Here is a 22,130-nt window from a genome sequence, read left to right on the forward strand (position 1 = left end):
GTGAATGCGCAGCGGGGGACGGGGCCTGGATCAGAAATCGAAACCGAGTTGTTCCCCTGTGTCGACGCCCTCCCGGACCTTCTTCAGGTGCTGCCAGCGCGGCATGGCGTCCAGGTACGACCAGGACAGGCGGTGCAGCGCGGTCGGGCCCAGCTCCTCAAGGGCGGCGCGGTGGACGGGCGAGGGATATCCAACGTTCTCCGCGAATGCGAACGGGGCGTATTCCAGGCCGAGTTCGGCCATCGCGGCATCCCGCCGCACCTTGGCGATGACGGATGCGGCGGCCACCGCGACACACGACTGGTCTCCCTTGATGACGGTCCGCACCTGCCAGGACCCGCCCAGGTAGTTGTGCTTGCCGTCGAGGATGACCGCGTCGGGCTGCTCTGGAAGCGCCGCCAGCGCGCGTTCCGCCGCCATCCGCAGCGCGGCCGTCATCCCGAACCCGTCGATCTCCTCCGGAGAGGCGTGGCCGAGCGCATACGAGCTCACCCACTCGGTGAGGACGGCGGCGAGCCGCGTGCGGCGCTTGGGGGTGATGAGTTTGGAGTCGGTCAGGCCGTCCGGCGGGCGGCGCAGTCCGGTGATTGCGGCGCACACGGTGACGGGTCCGGCCCAGGCACCGCGCCCCACCTCGTCCACACCGGCGACGGTCCGCACCCCGAGGGTGGCGCGCATCGAGCGTTCGACGCTGTGAGTAGGTGGTTCGTAGGCCATGGCAGCTTCAGACTACCCTTCGGCGAAACGGCCGCCACAGGGGGGCGTTCAGGCCGTGGCGGCCCACTCCGGAAGGGTTTCGGTCCGTTCGGTCCATGTACGCGGCGGTTCGCCGCCCGGCCGGGACGCGACCATGCCGCCGACGATGGCGCAGGTGGTGTCCACGTCACCGCCCGCTCGCGCCGTTGTCCAGAACGCGCGCTCGTAGTCACCGAGATTCCGGGCCGCTGCCCACAACGTGAACGGCACCGTGTCGTGGGCGCTGGTCCGCCGCCCGCAGCCGAGCACGGCGGCGACGGTCGCCACGTCGGCGTCGTCGAGCATGTCGCGGGCTCGCCCGATTCCGGAATGCACGGCGCTGCGCGGTACGAGGTCCAGCACCGCGCCGAGCAGCGCCTCGGGGTCCCGCGGGCCGGCCGGGTCGGCGGTGAGCGCGGCGGCGACGGCCACCGCCGTCGCGCCGGCCACCGCCTCGCGGTGCTGGTGGGTCGGGTACGCCGAGAGCTCCGCCTGGTGGGCGGCCTCTGCGGGGTCGCCGGCGTACCAGGCGCCCAGCGGCGCCACCCGCATCGCGGCTCCGTTGCCCCATGACCCCTGCTCGTTGAACAGACCCGCGGCCAGTTCCCGCCAGTCCGCGCCCTCCTGCCGGATCAGCCGCAGCATCCGGTTCACGGCCGGGCCGTAGCCGCGGTCGAAGTCGTGGTGCTCGGCGAAGGACAGCGCCAGAGCGTCCTGGTCGATGCGCCCGTACCGGACCACGACCGCCAGCACCGAACAGGCCATCTCCGTATCGTCGGTCCAGCCCCAGGGACCGGGCGGCAGCTCGCCGTGCTGCAGCAACGCATAGTTGGCGGGGACGAAGAACTGCGATCCCAGTGCGTCCCCGACCGCCAGCCCACGGAGGCTGGCCAGGGCGCGGGAGGTACGTGCGGCTTCGGAGGAGTCAGCGGTCATGGCGTCGAGAACTCTGACAGCGCTCCTGATCCGGGTCAATCACCGTGTGCCGCAACTCACCCGGCGCCGCCGCCCGGCGGGCCGGGGGTGCCCCACCGCTCGAACGGCCGGTCGAGGAAGTAGTGGCCGTCGGGTCCGAGCAGCAGTGAGCGGGTCTCGGCGTTGGCCGGGTTGGACAGCGTCTCGAACTCCTCCACCGTCCAGTGGAACCAACGCATGCAGAACAACCGCATGGTCAGCCCGTGCGTGACCAGCAGGACGTTCGACGGGAAGTCCGGCTTCTCGAAGGCCCGGTACAGCGTCTCCAGGAACGAGCCGACCCGGTCGTAGACATCGGCGCCGCTCTCCCCCATCGCGAAGCGGTAGAAGAAGTGGCCGTAGGCGTCGCGTGCCGTGCGTTGCCGCTGGATGTCGTCCACGTCCTGCCAGTTGCCCCAGTCCTGCTCACGCAGCCGCGGCTCCTCCCGCGCTCGGACCAGCCAAGGGTCCAGGCCCAGCGCCTGGTAGGTGTGCCAGGTGCGTCGGTACGGCGACACGAACGCCTGCACCCGCTCCCCGCCGAACAGCTCGCGCAGTTGCGCCCCGGCTTCCGCGGCCTGCCGCCGACCGCCGGCGGTGAGCTCCAGGGCATGGTCCGGCACCCGTTCGTAGATGGTGTCGTCCTCGTTGCCCTGGGACTCGCCGTGACGGATGAGCACGATGCGGCGAGGGCGTCCCATGAAGATCAGCCTATTGCCCGCTCATCCCTCCGGCTCGGCGGTCGCGCCGGAGCGGAGACCGAAGCCTGAACGCGCCCGAGCCGGAGCGGAGCCCCGAGGCCGGGCCTGGACCCATAGCGGAGAGCCGGGCCCCGCGCCGGACTCACCGCGACCGGCACCGGCCCAGCCGCCCGTGCAGCCGGCACCAACCCGGCCGGCCCGTCGCAGCGCAACGTCTCCCGCGGTCAGCCCGCCGCCCGCGCCGCCCACTGCCTGCTGAAGTACACCAGCCTCGCCGGGTCCGACACCGTACGGATGCCGACCAAACCCTGCCCCCCGAACTCCGGCACCAGTACGCCCAGAATCTCGGCCCCGGCCGTGGCCACCACCGCCACCTCGCCGTTGACCTCGGCCGCACGCGCCCGCGTCCCCGCCGGGATCTTCACCGCCAGCCCCGCGAGGAAGCGCCCCACCTTCCGCGCGCCCAGCACCGGACGCCGCACCACGCCCGGCCGCCCGCCCCCGTCCGACCAGGCCACCACGTCGTCGGCCAGCAGTTCCTCCAGCGCCGGCTGGTCCTGCTCGGCCGCGGCACGTATCAGCTCCGTCACCACCAGTCGCCGCTGCTCCCCGCTCTCCTCGGCGCGCGCCGCGCCCTCCCCCTCCGCCACCCGCTGCCTGGCCCGCCGCCACATCGCCAGGCAGCGCGCCTCTGTCAGACCCAGCACCGCCGCGGTCTCCGCGGGCCCGTAGCCGAAGACCTCGTGCAGCACATATGCGGCCCGCTCGGCCGGCGGCAGCCGTTCCAGCAGGACGAGGCGCGCCATCGACACGGACTCGCGCCCCTCCGCGCTCTCCAACCGGTCCAGCACGCCGTCCTCGGTCAGCACCGGCTCGGGCAGCCAGGGCCCAGCCTGCGCCTCACGCCGTCCGCGCGCCGTCTCACCGTGGTGCAGAGCGTCGCCGAACACCTCGCGCACCAGCCAGGCATACGGATCACCGGGTGCGCCAGGACCCAGCCGCGCCAGCCCGGCGACCGCGTCCCGTACGACGTCTTCCGCGCCGCGGGCCGAACCCAGCATCCGGTACGCGGCCCCGAACAGCCGTATTCGCTGAGCGGCGAGACCGTCACCGCCCGCCGTCGCGGCCTCCCCGGCGGCGGCACCGTCTTCCCTCAGACCGTCCACGCCTGCACCACATCCACCACATCACCCGCCACGGACACCACGTCGGCGTCCAGTCCGGCGCGTTCGGACAGCCGCGCCACCGCTCCGTCGCGGTACTTGCCGTGTTCGGTCGCCGAATCCCACATCGACAGCACCAGGAAGTCGTCCCCGGCGCCCTCGCCGAATACACCGCGCAGCATGCCCGGCGAACCGGCCATGGCGGGATTCCACACCCGTTCCTGCACCGCAGTGAAGTGGTCGACGCGGTCGGGCCGCACCTTGCACAGCGCCACCCGCAGCAGATCCGTGTCGTCGAACCGCGGCTCGAAACCGACCTTCACATCCAGCCGGTGTTCGAAGAGCCGCACGGTGAGCATCTCGAAGGTGCCGTGCTGTGCCACCGCGATGCCGTCGTGCGGACCGGCCATGAAGGCGTCGTAGGAGCGCTGCCCGTCCCAGAACGCGAAGATGTGCGCCACCCCGGGCTGTGCCCGGCTCCAGCCGCCGCCCTGGCCGCGAAACCCGGGCTGCCCCCTGAGCGCCGCCCACCCGCGCTGTCCCCGGTCGAAACCGGCCCGATCGACGACGCCGCACCGTATCCACTTCACCAACACCGCGCCATCGTAGTGGCGTTGAGCCCCTCTCTCGCCCCAACAGCCTCCCCGCAGCCTGCCGGTACCGCCCGCCTCCAGCCCTGCCCACCGACGCCCCTGGCGCACCGGGCGACGATCACCGGCGCACCCGGCCGACGGTCACCGACGCCGTCGGCCCTGCCCTCGGCAGACTCTCACCGGACAGCACGATCCGGGGACCTCGCCCATCCGGCCGGGGGCACGACGAGGGGGACCGGCCGGTAACCGGTCCCCCCTGTCCGCTGCGTCAGCCACGTCCGCGGGCTACGCCAGGACGTTGCCCGTGACGCGCTCGCGCGCGGTTGTCAGCTGCACCCGCTGGTCGACCCGCAGCCCTCGCAGAGGTAGCAGCTTCCGGCGCGGCGCATCTTCGTGCCGCAGGAGAAGCAGAGCGGGGCGTCGGCGTTGAGGCCGAGCTGGATCTCCAGGAGCTCGGTGGAGTTGTGGGCCTCCTTGGGGGCGGGCGCGGCCGCGGCGGGCTTGGCGACCGACAGCCGTGTGCGGGACTCGGTTCCACGGGGCTGCGTCCCGCTCGACTCCACCTCGCGCCGCTCCACCTCGCGGGGAGCGGACTGCGCCAGGCCCTCCACGTCGAGCTCGTCCTCCGTGGGCTCGTACGAGCCCGTGTCCAGGTGCCGTTGGCGCTCCTCGGCGGAGTGGATGCCGAGGGCGGACCGGGTCTCGAACGGCAGGAAGTCCAGCGCCAGGCGGCGGAAGATGTAGTCCACGATGGACTGCGCCATCCGCACGTCCGGATCGTCCGTGAGGCCGGCCGGCTCGAACCGCATGTTGGTGAACTTCGATACGTATGTCTCCAGCGGGACGCCGTACTGCATGCCGACCGACACGGCGATGGAGAACGCGTCCATCATGCCCGCGAGGGTGGAGCCCTGCTTGGACATCTTGAGGAAGACCTCACCCAGGCCGTCGTCCGGGTAGGAGTTGGCCGTCATGTAGCCCTCGGCACCGCCGACGGTGAAGGACGTGGTGATGCCGGGACGGCCCTTGGGCAGGCGCTTGCGGACCGGACGGTACTCGACGACCTTCTCGACCTGCGCCGGAGCCTCGGCGACGGCCTCCGCCACGGCCTCCTGCTTCTTCTTGGCGGACAGCGGCTGGCCGACCTTGCAGTTGTCGCGGTAGATCGCCAGCGCCTTGAGGCCGAGCTTCCAGCCCTCGAAGTAGACCTCCTCGACCTCCTCGACGGTGGCCGACTCCGGCAGGTTCACCGTCTTGGAGATGGCGCCGGACAGGAACGGCTGCGCGGCGGCCATCATCCGGACGTGCCCCATGGCGGAAATCGCCCGCTCGCCCATGGCGCAGTCGAACACCTCGTAGTGCTCGTGCTTGAGGCCGGGCGCGTCGATGACGTTGCCGTGCTCGGCGATGTGGGCGACGATCGCCTCGATCTGCTCGCCCTGGTAGCCGAGCCGCTTGAGCGCCGCCGGGACCGTGTTGTTCACGATCTGCATGGAGCCGCCGCCGACCAGCTTCTTGAACTTGACCAGAGCCAGGTCCGGCTCCACTCCGGTGGTGTCGCAGTCCATCATCAGGCCGATGGTGCCGGTGGGCGCCAGCACCGACGCCTGCGCGTTACGGAAACCGTTCCTCTCGCCGAGCCGGATGACGTCCTGCCAGGCTTCGGTGGCCGCCGCCCACACCGGAGTGTCGAGGTCGTCCATGCGCCTGGCCACGGCGTTGGCGTCCGCGTGCTGCTTCATGACGCGGCTGTGGGCGTCCGCGTTGCGGGCGTAGCCGTCGTACGCGCCGACGACCGCGGCGAGTTCGGCGGACCGCCGGTAGGACGTGCCGGTCATCAGGGAGGTGATGGCGCCGGCCAGCGCCCGGCCGCCGTCGGAGTCGTACGCGTGCCCGGTCGCCATCAGCAGCGCGCCCAGGTTGGCGTAACCGATGCCGAGCTGGCGGAAGGCCCGGGTGGTCTCGCCGATCTTCTGGGTCGGGAAGTCGGCGAAGCAGATGGAGATGTCCATCGCGGTGATGACCAGCTCGACGACCTTGGCGAAGCGCTCGGCTTCGAAGACCTGGTTGCCCTCGCCGTCGTCACGCAGGAACTTCAGCAGGTTCAGCGAGGCGAGGTTGCAACTGGAGTTGTCCAGGTGCATGTACTCGCTGCACGGGTTGGAGGCGGTGATCCGGCCGGTCTCCGGCGAGGTGTGCCAGTGGTTGATCGTGTCGTCGTACTGGATGCCCGGGTCGGCGCAGGCCCAGGCGGCCTCGGCCAGCTTGCGGAAGAGCGCCCTGGCGTCGACCTCCTCGATGACCTCGCCGGTCATCCGGGCCCGCAGGCCGAACTTCGAGCCGGATTCGTACGCCTTCATGAACTCGTCGTTGACCCGGACCGAGTTGTTGGCGTTCTGGTACTGGACGGAGGTGATGTCGTCGCCGCCCAGGTCCATGTCGAAGCCCGCGTCGCGCAGGGCGCGGATCTTCTCCTCCTCCTTGACCTTGGTCTCGATGAACGCCTCGACGTCCGGGTGGTCCACGTCCAGGACGACCATCTTGGCCGCCCGGCGGGTGGCGCCGCCGGACTTGATGGTGCCCGCGGAGGCGTCCGCGCCGCGCATGAAGGAGACCGGCCCGGAAGCGTTGCCGCCGGAGGAGAGCAGTTCCTTGGAGGAGCGGATACGGGACAGGTTCAAGCCGGCGCCGGAGCCGCCCTTGAAGATCATGCCCTCTTCCTTGTACCAGTCGAGGATCGACTCCATGGAGTCGTCGACGGACAGGATGAAGCAGGCGGATACCTGCTGGGGCTGGGCGGTGCCCACGTTGAACCACACCGGGCTGTTGAAACTGAAGACCTGGTGCAGCAGGGCGTACGTCAGCTCGTGCTCGAAGATCTCGGCGTCCGCGGGGGACGCGAAGTACCCGTGCTGCTCGCCCGCCGCGCGGTAGGTGCGCACGACGCGGTCGATGAGCTGTTTGAGGCTCCTCTCGCGCTGCGGACCGCCGACCGCGCCGCGGAAGTACTTGCTGGTGACGATGTTGACCGCGTTCACCGACCAGAAGTCGGGGAACTCCACGCCGCGCTGCTCGAAGTTGATCGACCCGTCGCGCCAGTTGGTCATGACGACGTCACGGTGCTCCCAGACCACCTCGTCGTACGGATGCACGCCGGGGGTGGTGTGGATGCGCTCGACCCGCAGGCCCTTGCTCGCCTTCGACCCCTTGGTGCGCGAACCGCGTGCCGGGCCGCTCGTCGTCTCTGTCATTCCGCCTCCCTATACGGGCAAAACGCCCTGAAGTGCGCGGATCTTCCCGCAACACGATGTTGTCTGCCGCCTTCGCGCACGGGGCGCTCCGGCACATCCGGGTCCTGGGCGCCGCTCAGTCGACGGCCGCGGGCGCGGGGACTCCGAGGTCCGCGTCGAGCCCGCCAGGAGTGGTGGGGGGGAGCTGCTCGCGCAGCTCCGTGATGGCCCTCTCGAAGTCCTCGAGCGAATCGAACGCGCGGTACACGGAGGCAAAGCGCAGATACGCGACCAGGTCGAGGTCCTGGAGCGGGCCGAGTATGGCCAGTCCCACGTCGTGGGTCGACAGCTCGGCGCTGCCGGTGGCTCTGACAGCCTCTTCGACGCGCTGCCCGAGCTGGGCGAGGGCGTCCTCGGTGACGGGCCGGCCCTGGCACGCCTTGCGTACGCCGGCGATCACCTTGTTCCGGCTGAACGGCTCAGTGACGCCGCTGCGCTTGATCACCATCAGGGACGCGGTCTCGACGGTGGTGAACCGCCGGCCGCAGTCCGGGCACTGGCGCCGGCGGCGGATCGAGGCCCCGTCGTCGGTCGTACGACTGTCCACGACACGGCTGTCGGGGTGCCTGCAGAAGGGGCAGTGCATCGTTCCCACTCCCTTCCTCACCGATGGTGAGCGCACGACAAAGAGGCTTGCGCGAGACCGTTCCCGACCCCCGAAGCAGCCACAAGCATAGGCGATCACACCGACACAGGAGCCGTTGGATCCGCTTCGCAACCACAACTTGTGGTGGCCCGGTCCCATCCAACCACTAGATCTGGTGGCCGTGGACCCGGGGGTCCGATCCGCGTGTCGCGACCACGGAGCGGACTCGGGGTGCCTCAGAGCGTAGGTGAACGCGTCGTTCGACCCGCCACCGGGGTGGCGGTGACACACTGATGGCGCCTTCCCGGAGCCTTTCCGAGGCCACCCCGACGGGAGCCGGACGGATTCCCGACGCCTTCCGGAGCGGACTCGGAACGAGCGCTTCAGGGAAACGCCGCAAACGCCGCAATCGAACTTTCATTCGAGTCATACACCCAGTACCTTGATCACGTCAGCGGATTTATACAAATTCACTCGAACGTGTGTTTGGCGCAACCTTTCGAAACCCACTACCGTTGTACTAACCGCCCGGGCCCGTGAGGCCGGGCCGACCGCAGTCCATGCGGTGGAGAACATCTCGAAAGGGGCCGTAGTGACCACCACCGCAGAGAGCGTCACTTCCCCAGTGACCGCACCTGACCGCACCCCGGATCGAATCGGCCCGTTGGACGTGATGAACGAAGAGAACACCCCGAGGCCCGCGCGCTCACTTCCCGGACGGCCCCCGGGTATTCGCGCCGACAGCTCGGGGCTCACCGAACGGCAGCGGCGCGTCATCGAGGTCATCAGGGACTCGGTGCAGCGCCGCGGATATCCGCCGTCCATGCGCGAGATCGGCCAGGCCGTGGGACTGTCCAGCACCTCCTCAGTGGCCCATCAGCTCATGGCGCTGGAGCGCAAGGGGTTCCTGCGGCGCGATCCGCACCGGCCGCGGGCGTACGAGGTCCGCGCCTCCGACGCCGGCCATCCGCAACCCACCGACACCACCGGCAAGCCCTCCGCCTCCTACGTGCCGCTGGTCGGCCGTATCGCGGCCGGCTCCCCCCTCCTCGCCGAGGAGTCGGTCGAGGACGTCTTCCCCCTCCCCCGCCAACTGGTCGGCGACGGCGAACTCTTCGTCCTCAAGGTGGTCGGCGACTCGATGATCGAGGCCGCCATCTGCGACGGCGACTGGGTGACGGTACGCCGCCAGCCCGTCGCGGAGAACGGCGACATCGTCGCGGCGATGCTCGACGGCGAGGCCACCGTGAAGCGGTTCAAGCGGGACAACGGCCATGTGTGGCTGCTGCCGCACAACGCGGCGTACCAGCCCATCCCCGGTGACGAGGCCACCATTCTCGGCAAGGTGGTGGCGGTGCTGCGGCGCATCTGACCGGCGCGCCTTCTCCGACCGGGCCCCGGAATCACTGTGCCGATTCCGGGGCCCCGCTGTACCGGCCGCAGGCCGCGTACGGCCCTACGGTCCCTGTCAGCCCTTCGCCGCCGCGTCGATCGCCGCCAGCGACTTCCGTACCTGGTTGCGGTCCGTGGTGTACCAGAACTCCGGCATCGAGGAGCGCAGGAACCCGCCGTAGCGGGCCGTCGCCAGCCTCGGGTCGAGGACGGCCACCACTCCCCGGTCGCCGCTCGCCCGGATCAGCCGCCCGGCCCCCTGAGCCATCAGCAGTGCCGCGTGGGTCGCCGCGACCGCCATGAAGCCATTGCCGCCATGCTCCTCCACCGACTTCTGCCGGGCACTCATCAGCGGATCGTCGGGCCGCGGGAACGGGATGCGGTCCATCACCACCAACTGGCAGTTCACCCCCGGCACGTCCACGCCCTGCCACAGCGACAGCGTCCCGAAAAGGCAGGTGCGCGCGTCCTGCGAGAACGTACGGATCAGCTCGCCGAGGGTCTCCTCGCCCTGGAGCAGCACCGGGTGGTCCAGCCGCCCGCGCAGCGCCTCAGCCGCCGCTTGGGCGCCGCGCATGGACGAGAACAGCCCGAGCGTACGGCCGCCCGCCGCCTCGATCAGCTCGGCGAGTTCGTCGAGCATGTCCTCGCGGTTGGCGTCCCGGCCGGGCTGGTTGAGATGCCTGGCCACGTAGAGGATGCCCTGCTTGCGGTAATCGAAGGGCGAACCGACGTCGATGCCCTGCCAGGGCGGCACGTCCTCGCCCTCGGTGCCTTCCGGGGCCAGTCCCAGCGAGGCGGCCACGCCGTTGAAGTCGCCGCCCAGCTTGAGGGTGGCGGAGGTGAGGACCACCGACCGCTCGGTGAACAGCTTCTCGCGCAGCAGCCCGGAGACGGTCAGCGGCGCGACCCGAAGCGACGCCCCGAAGCGGTCGTGCCGCTCGCACCACACCACGTCGTACTCCGAGCCCAGCAGCAGCCGTTCGCTGACCTCGTGGACGTGCTCGACCGAGGCGAGGGCCTGTTTGCGGACCGCGTCCTCGTCCTGGACGGACTTGTCGCGGGTGTCTCCGAGAGCGGTGATCACCTGGCGGCAGGCGTCGCGCAGCGCGGCGAGCACGTAGCCGAGGTCTTCCGGGATCTCCTCCAGGCGCCCGGGCAGGGCCAGCTCCATCACACGCTCGAAGCCCTCGCCGGCGCTGAGCAGCGCGTCGGCCGCCTTCTCGTTGACCAGCTTGGCGGCGCGTTTGACCGCGCGGTTGACACCGATCGGCGAGAGTTCGCCGGTGGCGACGCCGGTGACCCGCGAGACCAGCTCATGGGCCTCGTCGATGATCAGTACCTCGTGACCGGGCAGCACCGGTGCGCCCTCGATGGCGTCGATCGCCAGCAGCGCGTGGTTGGTGACCACCACGTCGGCGAGCTTGGCACGCTCGCGGGCGGCCTCGGCGAAGCACTCCGCCCCGTAAGCGCACTTGGTGGCGCCCAGACACTCGCGGGAGGTGACCGAGACCTGGCTCCAGGCACGGTCGGAGACGCCCGGGGTGAGGCCGTCGCGGTCGCCGGTCTCGGTCTCGTCCGCCCAGTCGCGCAGCCGCAGCAGGTCCTGGCCGAGCTTGCTGGTCGGCGCGGCGGCCTCGAAGGGGTCGAAGAGGCCGTCATCCTCGTCCTGCGGCACACCCTCGTGGAGGCGGTGGAGGCACAGGTAGTTCGAGCGGCCCTTGAGCATCGCGTACTGCGGTTCCCTCCGCAGGAGGGGGCGCAGCGCCTCGACCGTGCGGGGCAGGTCGCGCTCCACGAGCTGCCGCTGGAGGGCCAGGGTGGCGGTGGCCACCACCACCCGCTCGCCGTGGGCGAGCGCGGGCACCAGATAGCCCAGGGACTTTCCGGTGCCGGTGCCCGCCTGCACGAGCAGATGGGACTGGCCGTCCACGGCTGCCTTGACGGCTTCGGCCATGGTGACCTGGCCGGCCCGCTCCACCCCGCCGACGGCGGTGACGGCGGCGTGCAGCAGGTCGGTGAGGGCTGGGGATCCCCCCGCTGAGGATGGGGGGACGGTCGTGGGTTCCATAGGGTGGCCAGCCTACGGCGAACCACTGACAACGCCGCCCGAGTCCGCCGGTCCCGGTCATTCCCCGGACATTCCCGGGGTCCTCGCGGTCGGGCGGTGCTAGCTTCTGGTCATATGCAGTGCGAGAGCCGTTTGACGCTGGATGCCTCCGCCGCCGAATACGTCATCGACGTAGCGAATGCCGTACGCGAACCTGCGCTGGGCGGCGAGAGAGCGGCGGATCTGACCAGGCTGGAAGGGCTCCTCGGCGCACTCGCGGAATTCGCCCGCGACCCCGCCGTACAGGTGTACGCGATCACCGACCGCTCCCTGCTCACCGACGGACGGCTGACAGCCGACGAGCGGCAGCGACTCGACCGCTGGTACCGGGACGGTCTCCTTGAGGTGCTGCCGCGTGCCGACGACCGGATTCTGGAGTTGGCGGACGCGCTGGAACTGCGGGTGGTGAGCGCCGACAATTTCCTCGACTTCCACCGCGCCTATCCGTGGATTCCGGGCAACCGCGACCGTTTTCTGCGCCCCTTCGCGCTGCCCGACGGCCGCCTGGGCGTACGGCCGCGGATCATGCCCGTGGCACCGGAGTGGGAGGTCTCCCGCAAGGAGGAGGAAGGGCTGCTGCTGGAAGCGGGGGTCTACCGCCGCTGGGCGCCGTCCGCGCACCGCTCCGTGCTCAGCCGGGACTGGCGCTGCCCCGAGCCGGGCTGCCCGCTCTTCGGAGCCGGTGACCGGCCGAGCAACGCCCTGCCGCGCCGCCGCCGGGACAAGGTGCTCTGCCCGACGCACGGCCTGCCGCTCACCGACGCCGGCCCCCGTCCGCGCCGCGCCCAGGTCAAGGTGGTGATGGACGGCACGGTCAGGGGCCGCTTCATGGTGACGGCGGGCGAGCCGCTCGCGGTCGGCCGCGCGCCGGCCGACGGCGGGGTGGCGCTCGGCGCGTGGATCGACGACGCGGCGGTCGACTCGGTGAGCCGCACCCATGTGGTGTTGCGTTACGAGGGCACGGGGTTGACGGTGGTGGACGAGCGCAGCGCCAACGGGACACGGGTGCGCCGCGTCCGCCCGACCGGCGACGAGCTGCTGCCGCTGCACCGCGGCACGGTGTGGAAGCTGCGCCGGGGCGACTCGATCGTGCTGCACGATCGACTGGAACTGCTGCCCAGCGGTCGTCAGTTCGTCTTCGAGGAGGACGTGACGGACGGTACGGTCGGACCGTGGCAGACCGGGGCCGGCGCGGACCCGACGATGCTGAGCGTGCCGCGGCAGTGGCACGAGGTGGGTCGGGCGGACGGGCGGGACGATGAGCATCAGTGAGCCTTCAGCAGGCCGCGAACGGGCGATCGGTGACCCTTCGGTGAGCGGGGACGGTGTGTCGGGCGAGATCGAGGTCGGTACGGTCCTCAGTGGTCGCTATCGCCTGGAGGAGTCGCTGGGCGGCGGCGGTTTCGGGCGGGTGTACGCGGCCCGTGACGAGGGCCTGGGCCGCCGGGTGGCGGTGAAGGTGCTGACGCTGCGCGCCGAGTGGGCGGACGGCGAGCGCGATCAGCGCCAGCGTCGGTTCCGCCGGGAGGCGATGGCCGCCGCGGCGCTGAGCCACCCGAACGTGGCGACCGTCCACGACACCGGCGAGCACGCGGGTCGGCCCTACATCGTCATGGAACTGCTGGAGGGCACCGATTTCCGGCAGGTGCTGCTGGCCCGCGGCGGGCTGCCGGTGGCGGACGTGCTGTCGTACGGCGCGCAGATCTGCGCCGGGCTGCAGCACGCGCACGAGCGCGGGCTCGTCCACCGGGACGTCAAACCGGAGAACCTGATGCTGCTGCCCGACGGCAACGTCAAGATCTGCGACTTCGGCCTGGTGGCGTCGCGCGACCCCTCGCTGACCCGCTACACCGATCCGCACGCGGTGATGGGTTCCCCGCCGTTCTTCTCGCCCGAGCAGGCGCAGGGGCGGGAAGTCACCGAGCAGTCCGACCTGTACTCGCTGGGCTGCGTGCTGTACGCGATGCTCGCGGAGGGGCCGCCGTTCACCGCGGACTCGGCGGTCGGCTACGCGTATCTGCACGTGCACGAGGTCCCGGAGCGGATCGAGAACCGCCGCCCCGAGGTGCCGGCCGAACTCGCCCATCTGGTGCACCGGATGCTTGCGAAGCAGCCTGCGGACCGGCCGGTCAGCGCGAGCGAGGTGGCCGCCCGGCTGCGCGCGATACGGAGTCGCACGCCCGTGCCGCGTACCCCCACGGCGCTCGACCGCGGCGCCCGCCATGTGCTGTGGACGCTGCTGGAGGAGGGTGAGGGGCTGCTCGCCGCGGGCCGGTTCGCGGACGCCGACCGGCGCTACTGGCAGGCGCTTCAGCAGGTCGCCCGACAGAGTGCCGAGCACGGGGAGAACGAGGCCGCCTCTTTCGCGGCGCTCTTCGGCCGGGCCCGGGCGCTGGAGGGGCTGAACGGCGCCGCGGCCGTGGTGCGCCGCCTGGACGAGCTGGCGCGCAACACCGCCGACGCGCTGGGCGCCGACCATCCGCTGGCGCGCTGCGTGGCCTCCTATGCCGCGGTCAGAGCAGTACCCGAACGGTGACGTCGGCAGCGAGCCGGAAGGTGTCGCCCGGGCGCAGCGGCGCGCGCTCGTCGGTGGCCAGCCGGTAGCCGTGCACCCACGTGCCGTTGGTGGAGCCCTCGTCGGTGATCCAGGCGGAGCCGTCGATCTCGACTCCGATCGTGGCGTGCAGCCGGGACAGGTTGTCGTGCACGGCGAGGAAGCTGACGGCCGGGCAGTACTGGGCGTCGCGCCCGAGCCGTATGCGGACACCGGGTTCCACGGGCACGATCTCCCCACTGGGGAAACGCAGCCGCAGCGCCCGGGGAGGTGCGTCCCTGCGGGTCTTGGCCTGGCGGGGCAGCGAACCGGGTACCCGGCTCATCACCCGGGTGTGTTCGGCGTCCGGCTCCACCTGGGGCAGCACCGCGGTGGGATCGGGATCGCTGTCCTCGTCCCGTACCGGCGTCATCAGGGAGAAAGGCACAAAGCAGCCCTGGCACACGAGCTGGCCCGGCTGCACACCCGTCGTACCGCACTCCGGGCAGGCTCCGACGCCGGTCGCCTCGGGCATCCCCGCCTCCTCGCCTCCACATCCGATACCGCAATCGTATCGACTCGACGGGGCGTCAGGGGGCCGCGTGCAGGGGGTTGTGGACAGTGCCGTGGACGGCGGCGTGCGGGCGCTCGGCACGGTCGCGGTAGCCGTCGAGGTGAAGGCGGTTGCGGTTCAGGCAGAGCCGGTCGATCCGCGGGGTGAGCAGGTCGAAGGTGATGAACCGCTCACTGAGTTCGGGAAAGCGAGCCTGGTGGCGCAGGATCTCGTCGCGGACGAGGGCCCAGAACTCCGCTTCCGGCACGTCCAGTTGCCGTTCACACAGCGGTGCGAGATAGCGCAGCACGCCTACGAAGAGCCCCGAGTGGATGAACTGGGTGAGGAATTCCGGCGGCTCGGTGAGCAGTACGGCGCGGACGGCCGCCGGCAGGGAGGCGTGTTCCGGCAGCGCCGGCGCGGAGATGTTGATGTCGTCCACGAAGTCCTTGACCGCCAGCCGCACCGGAACGTCGTGCTCGTCGAAGACCACGATGGCGTTCTCGCCGTGCGGGGAGAAGACCGTGCCGTAGCGGTAGAGGAAGTGCAGCAACGGGGGCAGCACAGCCGCGAACAGATGCCGCAGCCAGACCCGCGGGGCCAGTCCGGAGCGCTCCACGAGTTCCGCCGTGAACGCGCGTCCCGCCGGGTCGGTGTGCAGCAGCGCGGCCAGGGTGCGGGCGCGTTCGCCGGGGTCGAGGTATGCGGTCAGCGGTTCGCGCCAGATGCAGCCGAGCAGCTCCCGGTACTGGTACGGGACGGTGGGCAGCCCGTCGTACTGGGGGTGGGCGACGGTGACGGAGGCGACCTCGCCGAGCAGGATCACCCGTGTCTCGTCGCGCAGGAAGCGGTCCTGGTCGCGTACCTCGTGCACCCAGGCGGTCACGGCGGGGGCGGCGAGGGTGCGTTCGGTGGGCAGGCCGCGCCAGACCAGGGTGTTGAGAACGGACAGCGGGAGCTTGACGGTACGCCGTTCGGGGCGGCTGATGTTGAGGAAGGTGCGGACCGACTGCTGGGGCAGCCGGAGGTCGTTGTCAGTGGTGAGGTGCATGATGGATCCGTCGGCGATCGCGGGCGCGAACAGCGGGGCGACGACCTGGTCCCACTGCCACGGGTGCACGGGCAGGAGCAGGTAGTCGGCGGGGTCGCGGTCCCGGTCGGCGATGGTGTGGCGAAAGTGGTCGAGGGTGGCGGGGGCGAGCTCCTCCGCGTAGAGCAGATCGGGGGTGGCCAGCGTGGCGGTGCCGCGGTACTGGGCGAGGTCGCGGTGGACGGCGATCCACGGCAGCCGTTGGTGCGTGCGCGCTTCGGGGGCCCAGCGGGCCGCGTCGGCGTCCGAGAATCCGATACGCCCCTTGTTGGCGACCAGCCAGGGATGGCCGGTCTGATGCCCTTCGAGCTCCGCGTAGTCGAGGTCGGCGAGTTCGGCCACCAGTAACGCGGTGGCGTCCAGCCGTACGTCGGCGCGCAGCGTGGCAAGGAGTTCCCTGATCAGGTGCCCGGTGGTGTCCCCGCCGAGCCCCAGCACACCGTCGTGGCCGTGCGTCAGGAAGTGCAGCGGGTCGCCGGTCGGCCCGATGCTGTCCGCGTCCACGTACCAGCTGCCGTACGACCCCCGGCGCGCGCGGAACCGGTAGGTGATCTCGGGGCTGAGCGTCAGGCGGTACGAGGCGGGGCCCACGGCGGGCTCGGGCACCGGGACGATCACCTCCTCGTACGCGAACTCGGCGAGCATCTTGGCGAGCAGACGCCGGGCCGCGTGCTGCCAGGCGGCGGCGTCGGACGGGGGTGCTGGGATCACGGTGGGCTCCGGCGGGGGTTCAGAGGAGGTGGCGCAGCACGCGGTCGCGGATCATCAGCGCGGCGCGCTTGCCGGGGAGTTCGACCTCGGCGGACAGGCGGAAGCCCGCTGTCAGGAACGCGGAGACGGAGGGGGTGTTGCGCAGATCGGGTTCGGCGACGACGCGGGTGCAGGCGGGCCGGTGGTCCAGGACCAGCCCGGAGACGGTACGCAGCAGGGTGCCGCCCAGGCCCCGGGCGCGGTCGGCGACGCCGCCGATGAGCAGGTGGACGCCGGTGTCGTGCGGCCGGGCCGGGTAGTAGCGGGCGACCGGGTCGAGGTCGGCGCGGTAGATCTCCCAGTAGCTCATCGGGGTGCCGTCCAGGACGCCCAGGCAGGGGACGCTGCGGCCGTCGCCGTGGAGCTGTGCGCTCAGGTGCTTCTCGGTGATGTGCTCGTCGCCGTCGAGTTCCCAGAACTCCGCGACGGCCGGGTCGTTCATCCAGCGGGTGATCAGGGCGAGGTCACGGTCGACGCCGACCGGTACCAGCCGGAAAGACCCGGCGGGCGTCTCGGCGGCGTCCCAGGCGGCGATGTTGTCGAGCAGGTCGGCCAGGGGTCCGTGGCCGTCGTCGTCCGCGGGCGCCGTGGGGGTGTCGGCGGAGAGGGCGGCGACTTCGGGGGGCAGTTTCAGGTCGAGGGTGTCCTCGGTGCCGGAGTCGGCGGGTGGCAACGGAACTCCTTCCTCTTCCGGGGGTGCGGACTCTTGGTTCCGGGGTTGTTGGGTCCCCGCCCGCCGCGGTGCGGGGCCGCGGGGTTTCGGGGCGCGCGCTGCCCGGCTGCGGGGGCGCTCAGCGGGCCAGCGGGTTGGGGATCGTGACGTACACCGACTGGGTGTCCACAGGGCCGACTAGTTCGTCCATCCCGTGCAGCCGGGTCAGCAGGTTGGCCTTGCAGCGCAACCGCGGGAGGCCGAGCAGCTGCTCGGGCAGCGTGCTGTGCCCGCCCGCCCGGGTGAGGAAGCGGCGGAAGGCGGCGATCAGCACCTGTTCGTCGGCCAGCCGCTGGGAGCCGAAGGCGCCGATCAGACCGAGGACGTTGTTGATGCCGAGGTAGTAGGCAAAGCGTTCGTCGGCGGTCTCGTCAGCGACGAAGGTGTCGCTGGCGGCGCCGATGCCGGGCAGCCGTCGTTCGAGGGCCGCGCGGTGGGACGCACGGAAGTAGAAGCCCTGGTTGTCGCGGTAGCGTCCGCCGCACGGCCAGCCATCGGCGTCCAGCAGGACGAGGGTGTTCTGCTGGTGCGCCTCCAGGGCGATGCCCGCCTCGCCGTCCAGCCACAGCACGGGTCGGACCACCGCGTCCAGGTAGCGCAGGAACCACTCGGTGGCCACCGCCGTGGGGGGCCTGCCGGTGCGGTCCGCGAGACGCCCGACGAGTACGGCCAGCCGGGAGTACGGCATTGGCGCCGGCTCGCCCGGCCAGGGCCGCGGCGAGGTCAGTCCGGCCACGCAGTGCGCCTGGTCGCCGGGGCCGAAGGGGTTGTGCCGCAGCATCACGTCGAGTCCCGGGACGGGTGCCCCGTCCAGCCCGTCCACGCCGAGCCAGGCAGGGTCGCGCACGATGTCGAAGCGGGGGTGGACGGCGTGCCACTGGGCGGCCAGGCCGCCGCGCAGCAGACGGTGGACCTCGGTGCCGCGCAGTAGTTCCCTGCGGAGGTTCTCCCGGCGGGAGTTGGTGATGCGCAGGCCCAGCGAGAGTTTGAGCATGGTGGGGGCGCCGGGCCGGTAGACCGTGCGGACCGACGAGGTGGGGTGCCAGGGATCGCCGAGCGGTCCGAGGTCGCGCAGCAGCCCGGCGTCGAACAGGGCTTGCACGTCCGGCCGGTGGCGGATGTCGCGGGCCTGCCAGGGGTGCAGCGGAAGGGGGGCGGCGCTGTCGGGGAGCGCGAGGCCCGGTCCGGCGAGCGCGGCGAGCAGATCGGGCGCCGGCACCGTACGCCCGCGGTCGGTCCAGGCGGAGTCGGTGGCGAGCAGTGAGGAGTCCACGGCGAGCCAGTGCAGGGAGAAGGAGCCACGGCGCTCCGGCGAGTACGCGGCGCTCTCGGCATCCCCGACCCCTTCGCGGGCCTTGGGCGCCGGGTGCAGTGGGTGGCCGAGGATCAGCGCCTGTTCCGAGTCCAGGAACGGCAGTTCGGGCTCGGCCGGTCCCGGCCGCTCGCGGCGCTCGGCGATGAACGCGGCGGTGCGCCGTACCGAGTCGGCCACCCGGGCGACCAGGTCGGCGGACCCAGCGGCGCCGCCTCCGGCCTCGCGGGCCAGCAGGGCGGCCAGGGCCACCGCGGTCAGTGGGGCGCGGCCGGGTTCGCCGGGATCGGTGGCTGCGGGAACGGCTTCTGTCAGGCCGTCAGCAGACGGGCCGCTCGTCGCCATGTACGCGGGGCCGAGCCGGTGGTGCCCGGTCGGGGACCAGTGGAGGACGGCCGCCCGTACCTCGGTGCCGCTGGTGGGCAGCGGGACGGTCAGCAGTCCGTCCTCCGTCCGGGTGACGCCGGTTTCCCGGGCCCAGCAGCGGAGCAGGTTCTCGGTACCGGCGGCGTCGGCGGCACCGTACGGATCGGGGTGCCCCAGCGGATCGGGGTCGGGCATGGCGGGGTGCGCGCGTTGGGGCGGCAACGTCGTGGCTGTGGCGGCCTGGTCGAGGGGGACGGATGCGGTCATGCCAGGGCTCCACTCGTCGGTACCGCGGCGCGGCGGTGCGGTCGGGGGTCACCGCGTCGCGGCGCGGGCCGCGGGGAGCGGTCGGATGCGGGCGGGAGGACAGGTGCGTTCATTCCGTGGCCGCCCGGGGTGCGCGCCGGGCGGCGTCAATGGCTCCGGCGAGTCGGTCCAGGACGGCCTCGGTCTGCTCGTCGGTGATGGTGAGCGGGGGCAGCAGCCGGACGACGCTGCCGTGCCTGCCGCCGAGCTCCACGATCAGGCCGCGGCGCAGTGCCTCCCGTTGCACGCGGGCGGCGAGCTGCGGGGCCGCGGGCAGGGCCCCGTGGTCGTCGGGTCCGGCGTCGGCGTCGACGAGTTCGACGCCGATCATCAGTCCGCGCCCGCGTACGTCGCCGACGCACGCGTGGTGGGCGGCGAGGCCGCGCAGACGGCACAGCATCCGCGAGCCGACCGTCTCGGCACGTTCATGCAGGGCGTGCTGCCGTACGTAGCGCAGGGTGGCGGTACCGGCCGCCATCGCCAGTTGGTTACCGCGGAAGGTGCCCGCGTGGGCGCCGGGCTGCCAGGCGTCCAGCTCCTGGCGGTAGACGATCACGGCGAGCGGGAGGCTGCCGCCGATCGCCTTGGAGAGCACCATGACGTCGGGCACGATGCCGCTGCGCTCGACCGCCCAGAAGGTGCCGGTGCGCCCCACCCCGGTCTGGACCTCGTCCACGATCAGCGGGATGCCGCGATCCGCGGTGATCTGCCGCATCCGCCGCAGCCAAGCGTCGGGCGCCGGGATCACACCGCCCTCCCCCTGCACGGGTTCGAGCAGCATCGCGGCGGGCGGCTGCACGCCCCCCTTGGGGTCGTCCAGCAGGTGCGCGGTCCAGCGCGCGGACAGCTCGGCACCCCGGTCGCCGCCGGTCCCGAACGGGCAACGATAGTCGTACGGGTACGGCAGCCGGGTGATCCGCGCGTCCGCTTCGCCGACGCCGGCCCTGGCCGCCGTGTCGCCCGTCGCGGCCAGCGCGGCGGCCGTCATGCCGTGGTAGGCGCCGGAGAAAGCCAGGAGACCGCCGCGGCCGGTGGCGATCCGGCTGAGCTTGATGGCGGCCTCGACGGCGTCGGTGCCGGCCGGACCGCAGAACTGGATGCGGGCGGTGTCGGCGAACCCCGGCGGCAGGGTCTCGAACAGGGCGGTGGTGAACGCGTCCTTGACCGGTGTGGCGAGGTCGAGGACGTGCAGTGGGGCGCCGGAGTCGAGGACGCCCTTGATGGCCTCCAGGACGACAGGGTGGTTGTGACCGAGGGCGAGGGTGCCCGCGCCGGACAGGCAGTCCAGGTACCGGCGGCCGTCGGCGCCCTCCACGGTCATCCCCCGGGCGCGGACCGGCACGACGGGCAGCGACCGGGCATACGTACGCGCGGCGGATTCGCGCTGGGCCTGCCGACGGAGAATCCCCTCTCCCACGGACCCGGCGGAACCGTTGGTTCCCGCGGAACCCCAGCTGCCCGGGGAACCCGCGGAGCCCGGCGGCCCCGCGGCACCCGAGCCGCTCGCGGAGCCCACCGCCCCCTCGCTGACGTCGAAGTCGTCGGCCGGTGGCACCAGTTGTCCCGGTGCGCTGGAAGTGGCCGCCACGTGCTCTCTCCTCCGGATCGGCGTCCGTGCAAGTCGTCCCCGTCCGTACTAACGACGGGGTGACGCGCCGATCACGGCCGTCCGGCAGACTTTCCGTGCGCAACCGCGCGGCGCCTCACCGGCGTCTGTCGGACCGTCGGCACGAACGACACTCAGGGAGCACCCTCGATGCCATCGATACGCAGGCCGTTGGTGGCCGCCGCGGCCACGGCCGCACTCCTCGCCGGTGCGGCCACCGGGTGCGGCCTCAACGGCAGTTCGGCGGACCCCGAGCCCACCGGTTCGGTGACGGCCGGTGACGACTACGGGCTCCCCACCTCCTTCCCCACCAGCCTGGACGACCTGAAGAAGTGGGAACAGGCGTACCGGCGCGGCGCCTGGAAGGACTGGGCCAAGGACACCTGGCCGCGCAAGTCGAAGGAGTTCGTCAACCCGGTGATCGACGGTCTGTGGAGCGACGACCGGATGAGGGACGCGAACCAGAGCGACAAGCGTGTCTCCGAGAACCTGGCGGCCGACCTGGGCAGGACCGACCCCGAGCCCGCGCCCGTACCGGCCCATCCAGTCGCGCCGCCGTACCACACCAACGCGCCCGGCGTCGGGAAGCTGTTCTTCGACGGGCCCAGGGGGTCGATGGTCTGCTCGGCCACGGTGGTGGCGGACCCGGCCCGCCCCGGCGCGTCCAACCTGGTCTGGACGGCCGGCCACTGCGTGCACGCGGGCGCGGCCGGCGGCTGGTACCGCAACATCGCCTTCGTTCCGTCCTACAACGACAGTGCCCTCGGCCTCGCCGAGTTCGGGGGCGACGGCCGCGATGTCCTGGCGCCGTACGGCGTGTTCTGGGCGGACTGGGCCGCCACCTCCGACCAGTGGATCGCCACGGGCGCCGAGTCGGGCGGCCAGGGATCGCCGTACGACTTCGCGGTGCTGCACGTGGCGCCGGCGCAGGGCACGGGCGGCCGGTCACTGGAGGAGACGGTCGGTGCGGCGATGCCGGTGTGGTTCGACGCGCCCTCGGCGACGAGGATCGGCACCGTGGGGACCTGGGGCTATCCCGCTGCGGCGCCCTTCGACGGCCAGCGGATGTACGACTGCGTTGGCCGGCCGGGCCGGCTGTCGCTGAGCCCTCAGTCCCCGACGGAGTACCGGCTGGGTTGCACGATGACGGGCGGTTCCTCGGGCGGTGGGTGGTTCGCCGTCCGCCCCGACGGGACGACGGCGCTGGTCAGCAATACGTCGATCGGGCCGGTGACGAACACCTGGTTGGCGGGGCCGCGCCTGGGGCCGGAGGCGCAGAGCGTGTTCGATGCGGTGAGCGCGAAATTCGGCTGAGCGAGGCCGGCGTGTGCTGGGGAAACGTGCTGTGGAAAACGGGTGGGGACCGCCTCCCGAGGGA

At 71.7% G+C, this 22,130-nt stretch carries 17 protein-coding genes; 4 read left to right on the top strand and 13 right to left on the bottom strand.

Translation table 11 applies throughout. The features are described 5' to 3' along the window. Window positions 1-30 precede the first annotated feature (30 nt). The 7 genes from VIW71_RS21450 to nrdR form a co-directional block, all read right to left on the bottom strand. Window positions 31-717, bottom strand: a complete 687-nt coding sequence (locus tag VIW71_RS21450) for a ribonuclease HII (RefSeq protein WP_331624079.1) — start codon at window positions 715-717, stop codon at window positions 31-33. Window positions 718-765: 48 nt separating this feature from the next. Next, window positions 766-1,671 carry an ADP-ribosylglycohydrolase family protein gene (locus tag VIW71_RS21455; RefSeq protein WP_331624080.1) on the bottom strand — a complete coding sequence of 302 codons (906 nt, stop codon included), beginning with the start codon at window positions 1,669-1,671 and terminating at the stop codon, window positions 766-768. 56 nt (window positions 1,672-1,727) lie between these two features. After that, window positions 1,728-2,390: a phosphoglycerate mutase family protein gene (locus VIW71_RS21460; protein WP_331624081.1), complete on the bottom strand. Its 663-nt coding sequence runs from the start codon at window positions 2,388-2,390 to the stop codon at window positions 1,728-1,730. 224 nt (window positions 2,391-2,614) lie between these two features. Beyond that, window positions 2,615-3,556 (bottom strand): sigma factor-like helix-turn-helix DNA-binding protein, encoded by a 942-nt coding sequence (locus VIW71_RS21465; protein ID WP_331624082.1) that lies wholly within the window; start codon window positions 3,554-3,556, stop codon window positions 2,615-2,617. Beyond that, the gene (locus tag VIW71_RS21470) at window positions 3,544-4,149 is read right to left on the bottom strand and encodes a YdbC family protein (RefSeq protein WP_331624083.1); all 606 of its coding nucleotides are present in this window, start codon (window positions 4,147-4,149) and stop codon (window positions 3,544-3,546) included. Before VIW71_RS21470 ends, VIW71_RS21465 begins: the two co-directional genes overlap by 13 nt. A 323-nt stretch (window positions 4,150-4,472) precedes the next feature. Next, window positions 4,473-7,397 carry a vitamin B12-dependent ribonucleotide reductase gene (locus VIW71_RS21475; protein ID WP_331624084.1) on the bottom strand — a complete coding sequence of 975 codons (2,925 nt, stop codon included), beginning with the start codon at window positions 7,395-7,397 and terminating at the stop codon, window positions 4,473-4,475. Window positions 7,398-7,512: 115 nt separating this feature from the next. Further along, complete coding sequence (gene nrdR, locus VIW71_RS21480; RefSeq protein WP_331624085.1) at window positions 7,513-8,022, bottom strand: transcriptional regulator NrdR; 510 nt, start codon at window positions 8,020-8,022, stop codon at window positions 7,513-7,515. Window positions 8,023-8,614: 592 nt separating this feature from the next. Between nrdR and lexA the strand changes: the two genes are divergently transcribed. Next, window positions 8,615-9,394: a transcriptional repressor LexA gene (gene lexA, locus VIW71_RS21485; protein ID WP_331624086.1), complete on the top strand. Its 780-nt coding sequence runs from the start codon at window positions 8,615-8,617 to the stop codon at window positions 9,392-9,394. Between the two features lie 96 nt (window positions 9,395-9,490). On the opposite strand, the gene VIW71_RS21490 is transcribed toward lexA, so the two are convergent. Then, a complete protein-coding gene (locus VIW71_RS21490; RefSeq protein WP_331624087.1) occupies window positions 9,491-11,485 on the bottom strand; it encodes an ATP-dependent DNA helicase in 1,995 nt (664 codons plus the stop codon). Between the two features lie 132 nt (window positions 11,486-11,617). Here VIW71_RS21490 and VIW71_RS21495 point away from each other — a divergent pair, with 132 nt between their 5' ends. Together VIW71_RS21495 and VIW71_RS21500 are read left to right on the top strand one after the other, a co-directional pair. Next, complete coding sequence (locus VIW71_RS21495; RefSeq protein ID WP_331624089.1) at window positions 11,618-12,796, top strand: FHA domain-containing protein; 1,179 nt, start codon at window positions 11,618-11,620, stop codon at window positions 12,794-12,796. Next, window positions 12,783-14,060: a serine/threonine-protein kinase gene (locus tag VIW71_RS21500; protein ID WP_331624090.1), complete on the top strand. Its 1,278-nt coding sequence runs from the start codon at window positions 12,783-12,785 to the stop codon at window positions 14,058-14,060. Before VIW71_RS21495 ends, VIW71_RS21500 begins: the two co-directional genes overlap by 14 nt. Here the strand turns inward: VIW71_RS21500 and VIW71_RS21505 are convergent. From VIW71_RS21505 to VIW71_RS21525, 5 genes are all read right to left on the bottom strand, one after another. Then, the gene (locus VIW71_RS21505; protein WP_331624091.1) at window positions 14,038-14,592 is read right to left on the bottom strand and encodes an FHA domain-containing protein; all 555 of its coding nucleotides are present in this window, start codon (window positions 14,590-14,592) and stop codon (window positions 14,038-14,040) included. The two genes, VIW71_RS21500 and VIW71_RS21505, sit on opposite strands and share 23 nt — an antisense overlap. A 55-nt stretch (window positions 14,593-14,647) precedes the next feature. Next, a complete protein-coding gene (locus tag VIW71_RS21510) occupies window positions 14,648-16,411 on the bottom strand; it encodes an IucA/IucC family protein (protein ID WP_331624092.1) in 1,764 nt (587 codons plus the stop codon). Between the two features lie 19 nt (window positions 16,412-16,430). After that, window positions 16,431-17,123 carry a GNAT family N-acetyltransferase gene (locus VIW71_RS21515; protein WP_331624093.1) on the bottom strand — a complete coding sequence of 231 codons (693 nt, stop codon included), beginning with the start codon at window positions 17,121-17,123 and terminating at the stop codon, window positions 16,431-16,433. Window positions 17,124-17,241: 118 nt separating this feature from the next. Then, window positions 17,242-19,107: an IucA/IucC family protein gene (locus VIW71_RS21520; RefSeq protein WP_331624095.1), complete on the bottom strand. Its 1,866-nt coding sequence runs from the start codon at window positions 19,105-19,107 to the stop codon at window positions 17,242-17,244. Between the two features lie 109 nt (window positions 19,108-19,216). Beyond that, window positions 19,217-20,563, bottom strand: a complete 1,347-nt coding sequence (locus tag VIW71_RS21525; RefSeq protein ID WP_331624099.1) for a diaminobutyrate--2-oxoglutarate transaminase — start codon at window positions 20,561-20,563, stop codon at window positions 19,217-19,219. Window positions 20,564-20,902: 339 nt separating this feature from the next. On the opposite strand from VIW71_RS21525, the gene VIW71_RS21530 reads away from it, so the two are divergent. Next, window positions 20,903-22,066, top strand: coding sequence for a trypsin-like serine peptidase (locus VIW71_RS21530; protein WP_331624096.1), 1,164 nt, complete (start codon window positions 20,903-20,905; stop codon window positions 22,064-22,066). Window positions 22,067-22,130: the final 64 nt, after the last annotated feature.

The organism is Streptomyces sp. (assembly GCF_036524955.1).
GTDB lineage: Bacteria > Actinomycetota > Actinomycetes > Streptomycetales > Streptomycetaceae > Actinacidiphila.